Source organism: Bradyrhizobium sp. (assembly GCF_049691595.1).
Taxonomy (GTDB): Bacteria; Pseudomonadota; Alphaproteobacteria; order Rhizobiales; family Xanthobacteraceae; genus Bradyrhizobium.
Map to the genome: position 1 here is coordinate 1 of NZ_JBAVNZ010000628.1, position 4,985 is coordinate 4,985.

Below are 4,985 nucleotides of genomic sequence, written 5' to 3' on the forward strand. Positions count from 1 at the left end.
CCCCAGGTGCCGACGTCGAGCCGCTTGCGCGGCTTGTACATGTCGATGACGCCGCGCGCGAGGTCGAGCGGGTTGGCGCCTTCGTTGACGAGGATGGCGTCCGGCCGCTCCCTGATGATGGTGCGGAGCGCGCCCAGCGCGCCGTGATAATCCATCGGCGACGCATTGTTCATCAGCTTGGGCGCCATCTTGGCGATGTTCTCGTCCCGCTTGCTGTTGACGGCGCCGACCCAGTCGGCGGGCGCGGCCGGCCAGTTGCCGCCCATGGCCGCGAGCAGCGCCGATACGCAGGAGCCGATGTCGCCGACCACGGGGGCCGCGATCTCGACATTGGAGTCCATCTCCTTCGGTTCGATGTCGATCTGGATGAATTTTTTCGGCGCATCGCCCCAGGTCTTGCCCTTGCCGTGCGACAACAGCCAGTTGAGGCGGGCGCCGATCAGCATCACCACGTCGGCGTCCTTCAGCACGGTCGAGCGTGCCGCGCCCGCCGATTGCGCGTGCGTGTCCGGCAACAGGCCCTTGGCCATGCTCATCTGCAGAAAGGGCACGCCGCTCTTTTCGACCAACGCGCGGATATCGCCGTCGGCCTGCGCATAGGCCGCGCCCTTGCCGAGAATGATGAGCGGACGTTTTGCACTTTTCAGCACGTCGAGGGCGCGCTTGACGGCTGAGGGGGCCGGAATCTGCGCCGGCGCCGGATCGATCACCTTGACCAGCGATCTGGCGCCGGCATCCGCGTTCATCACCTGCGAGAACAATTTTGCAGGCAGATCGAGATAGACGCCGCCCGGCCGTCCCGACACCGCCGCGCGGATCGCGCGCGCGAGGCCAATGCCGATATCGGCGGCGTGCAGGACGCGGAACGCCGCCTTGCACAGCGGTTTGGCGATCGCAAGCTGGTCCATCTCTTCGTAGTCGCCCTGCTGCAGGTCGACGATCTCGCGCTCGGACGAGCCCGAGATCAGGATCATCGGGAAGCAGTTGGTGGTGGCGTTGGCGAGCGCGGTGAGGCCGTTGAGGAAGCCGGGCGCCGACACCGTGAGGCAGACGCCAGGTTTTTTGGTCAGGAAGCCCGCGATCGCCGCGGCATTGCCGGCGTTCTGTTCGTGGCGGAACGAGATGACGCGAATGCCGGCGGCCTGCGCCATGCGGCCGAGGTCGGTGATCGGGATGCCCGGCACGCCATAGATCGTGTTGATGCCGTTGAGCTTGAGCGCATCGATGACGAGATGGAAGCCATCCGTCAGTTCCTGTTCCGTGCCCGGTGCCCCGGATTTGGCGGCGGTATTCAACATGGGCCTGATCTCCCTGATCGTTTCTTGTTCGGACGAGCTGACCGTCTTCTCGCGTGAAAATGGTTCGCGTACGAAAACAGTGCTGTTTGAGCGAACAGTGCGCTCTTAAGCAAACAGTTCCTGGCCGTGCGCCTCGACATAGGCGGCCAGCCCCAGCGTGTGATCGCGCGCGCGCTTTTCCGCAAGTTCGGTGTCGCGCGCTTCCAGCGCCTCGATGATCGCCATATGTTCGGGTAGCGAGGTCGCGGTGCGATCCTTGCGCCCGATCGTCAGTTGCCGATAGCCGCGGACATGCAGCAGGATGTCATTGGTCATGTCGACCAGAACCGGCGATTCCGAAAGCGAGATCAGCGCCTGATGGAAGGCGATGTTGGCCTTGGAATATTCCTCGACATGATCCTGCGGCAGACGGTCCTTGCTGAAATCCTTGAAGAAGTCGCGCAGCGCCGAGATGTCCTTCTTGCGCGCGGTGGTGGTGATCAGCCGCGCGGCCATGCTCTCGAGCGCGGCCCAGGCGCGGATCATGTCGACGATTTCGGTCTTGGTGCGGCGGACCACGACAATGCCGCGGCGCGGCACGGTCTTGACGAAACCATCCTGCTCGAGCATCGCGATCGCTTCGCGAATAGGGGTGCGGCTGACGCCGAGGCGCTCCGACAGCGCGCGCTCGTCGAGCATCACCTGCTCGGGCGTCGCATAGATATCCATCTTGAGAATAGCTTCCTTCAAGGCCTCATAGGCCTTGTTCTTGAAGCTTGTCTCTGGCGCGATCCGAACGATCGCGATATCTGCCTCAGCCATAACCGGCGGCGCCTTGGTTTGTTTGCGTGCGGGCACGATTCGTCTCTTTGATGGCGAGACGTCTTTACCAGAACAATTCGCGGAAGATTTTTGGCATGCCAAATACCAGAATGTCAAGTTGGCCGTGTTTTCGGCGTTTCCGGGGGTTCATCTGGCTTGACAACGTCGTCTCTGGCATACCAAATGCCATAAAATAAGCCCCCGGAGGAAGCCAATGTCGAATTCCAAAGATGCGGTCCGCAAGATTCTGGACGCGGTCAAAGCGGACAAGCGTACCAGCCTGACGGCACCGGAGGGCAAACTGGTGTGCGATGCCTATGGCATCCCGGTTCCCGGGGAAGGCGTGGCCAAGTCCGCCGCCGAAGCCGCCAGGATCGCGGCCGACATGGGTTTTCCGGTGGTGATGAAGATCGTCTCGCCGGATATCCTCCACAAGACGGAAGCGGGCGGCGTGGTGGTAGGCGTCAAGACCGCCGCCGAGGCCGAGAAGAACTACGAGACCATTCTTGCCAACGCCAGGAAGTACAAGGCCGACGCCAGGATCGAGGGCATCCAGGTCCAGCAGATGCTGCAGGGCGGCCAGGAGGTTATCGTCGGCGCCGTTACCGACGGATCGTTCGGCAAGCTGGTGGCGTTCGGCCTCGGCGGCGTGCTGGTCGAAGTTCTCAAGGACATCACCTTCCGCCTTGCGCCCGCCACCAAGCAGGACGCGCTGTCGATGCTGGACGGCATCCAGGCCCATGAGATGCTGAAGGGGGTGCGCGGCAGCGATCCGGTCAACCGCGATGCGATCGCCGACATCATCGTCAACGTCTCCCGGCTGATCAGCGATTTCCCCGAGATCGCCGAGATGGATCTGAACCCGGTGTTCGCGACCAAATCGAATGCGGTCGCCGCCGACGTCCGCATCGTCGTCGACTTCGTGCCGAAGGCTCCGCGGCCGCGTCCGAACCATGACGACATCGTGCGCCAGATGAACCGGATCATGAAGCCGAAGTCGGTGGCGGTGATCGGCGCCTCCGCCGAGAACGGCAAGATCGGCAACTCCGTGATGAAGAATCTCATCAACGGCGGCTACAAGGGCGCGATCTACCCGATCCATCCCAAGGCCGACGAGATTCTCGGCAAGAAGGTCTACAAGTCGGTCAAGGATATTCCCGGCGAGGTCGACATCGCGGTGTTTGCGATCCCCGCAAGCCTCGTGGCCGGCGCGCTGATCGAGTGCGGCGAGAAGAAGGTCGTCGGCGCGATCCTGATCCCGTCCGGCTATGCCGAAACCGGCAACATCAAGGGCCAGGAGGAGATCCAGGCGATCGGCCAGAAATACGGCATCCGTCTGATGGGGCCGAACATCTACGGCTTCTACTATACCCACGCCAATCTGTGCGCGACCTTCTGCACCGCTTATGATGTCAAGGGCTCGGCGGCGCTGTCGTCGCAGTCCGGCGGCATCGGCATGGCGATCATCGGCTTCTCGCGCTCGGCCAAGATGGGCGTCTCCGCTATCGTCGGCCTCGGCAACAAGTCCGACATCGACGAAGACGATTTGCTGACCTTCTTCGAGCAGGACGACAACACCCAGATCATCGCGCAGCACTGCGAAGACCTCAAGGACGGCCGGGCGTTCGCCGAAGTGGCAAAACGCGTGTCGAAGAAAAAACCGATCGTGGTCTTGAAGGCGGGGCGCACCTCGGCCGGCGCCAGGGCGGCGAGCTCCCACACTGGCGCGCTTGCCGGCAACGACAAGATCTATGAGGACGTGTTCAACCAGTCCGGCGTGATCCGCGCGCGTTCGCTCCGGGATATGCTGGAATTCGCCCGCGGCATTCCGGTGCTGCCGACGCCCAAGGGCGAGAACGTCGTCATCATCACCGGCGCCGGCGGCTCGGGCGTGCTGCTGTCGGACGCCTGCATCGACAACAATCTCAAACTGATGACGATCCCGCCGGATCTCGACGCCGCATTTCGAAAATTCATTCCGCCGTTCGGCGCGGCCGGCAACCCCATCGACATCACCGGCGGCGAGCCGCCGATCACCTATGTCAACACCGTCAGGCTCGGGCTGGAAGATCCGCGCATCCATGCGTTGATCCTCGGCTACTGGCACACCATCGTGACCCCGCCAATGGTGTTTGCGCGCAACATGGTCGAGATCAAGAACGAGATGAAGGCCAAGGGCATCGAGAAGCCGATGGTGGCCTCGCTCGCCGGCGACATCGAGGTCGAGGAAGCCGCCGATTATCTCTACCAGAACGGCATCGTCGCCTACGCCTATTCGACCGAGATCCCGGTCGCGGTGCTGGGCGCGAAATACAAATGGGCGCGCGGCGCGGGGCTGCTGTAGCAGTCCGTTTAGTCAGATATTGTCATTCCCCGATGTGCAATTGCACATCGTGGATGCGCCACTTGGCGCAGGCCCGGAATGACAATGCATGGAAATCCACTCCGCCTCAATTCAAACTGCGACTTTAGCTCCGCCACTTCACCTCATGGCGCGCCAGCACTTCGCGCACCTTGGCGACGATCTCGTCTTCTTGACACGAAAACTGCGCCGGACGCATTTCCCGCCATTCCTGGTTGGAGGCGATCGCAGCCGCCGCCTTGGCGCCGTCGATCAGATCCTTGATCTGGACCTCGCCCCGTGCCTTCTCATCGCTGCCCTGAATGATCACACACGGCGAGTTGCGGCGGTCGGCGTATTTGAGCTGGTTGCCCATGTTCTTGGGGTTGCCGAGATAGAGCTCGGCGCGGATTTTTTCGGCGCGCAAGACGGCGACCATCTTCTGGTAGTCGGCGACGCGGTCGCGGTCGAACACGGTGACCACGACGGGGCCGAATTCCGCTTTGGTGTCGAGCTTTCCCAGCATGGTGAGCGCAGCCTGCAGC

Annotated in this window: 4 protein-coding genes; 1 reads left to right on the top strand and 3 read right to left on the bottom strand. The window is 62.6% G+C overall.

From position 1 onward, the window contains the following. Both oxc and WCE35_RS25175 read right to left on the bottom strand, forming a co-directional pair. Positions 1-1,298: oxalyl-CoA decarboxylase (oxc, locus tag WCE35_RS25170; protein ID WP_424596011.1), on the bottom strand; the 1,298-nt coding region annotated here is incomplete at its 3' end. Positions 1,299-1,403: 105 nt separating this feature from the next. After that, entirely contained in the window at positions 1,404-2,099 is a 696-nt protein-coding gene (locus tag WCE35_RS25175) for a GntR family transcriptional regulator (protein ID WP_424596012.1), read from the bottom strand. Positions 2,100-2,313: 214 nt separating this feature from the next. Here WCE35_RS25175 and WCE35_RS25180 point away from each other — a divergent pair, with 214 nt between their 5' ends. Continuing rightward, entirely contained in the window at positions 2,314-4,443 is a 2,130-nt protein-coding gene (locus WCE35_RS25180; RefSeq protein ID WP_424596013.1) for an acetate--CoA ligase family protein, read from the top strand. A 124-nt stretch (positions 4,444-4,567) separates the two neighbouring features. On the opposite strand, the gene WCE35_RS25185 is transcribed toward WCE35_RS25180, so the two are convergent. Next, the coding region (locus WCE35_RS25185) for a His/Gly/Thr/Pro-type tRNA ligase C-terminal domain-containing protein (protein ID WP_424596014.1) at positions 4,568-4,985 on the bottom strand (418 nt) is incomplete at its 5' end.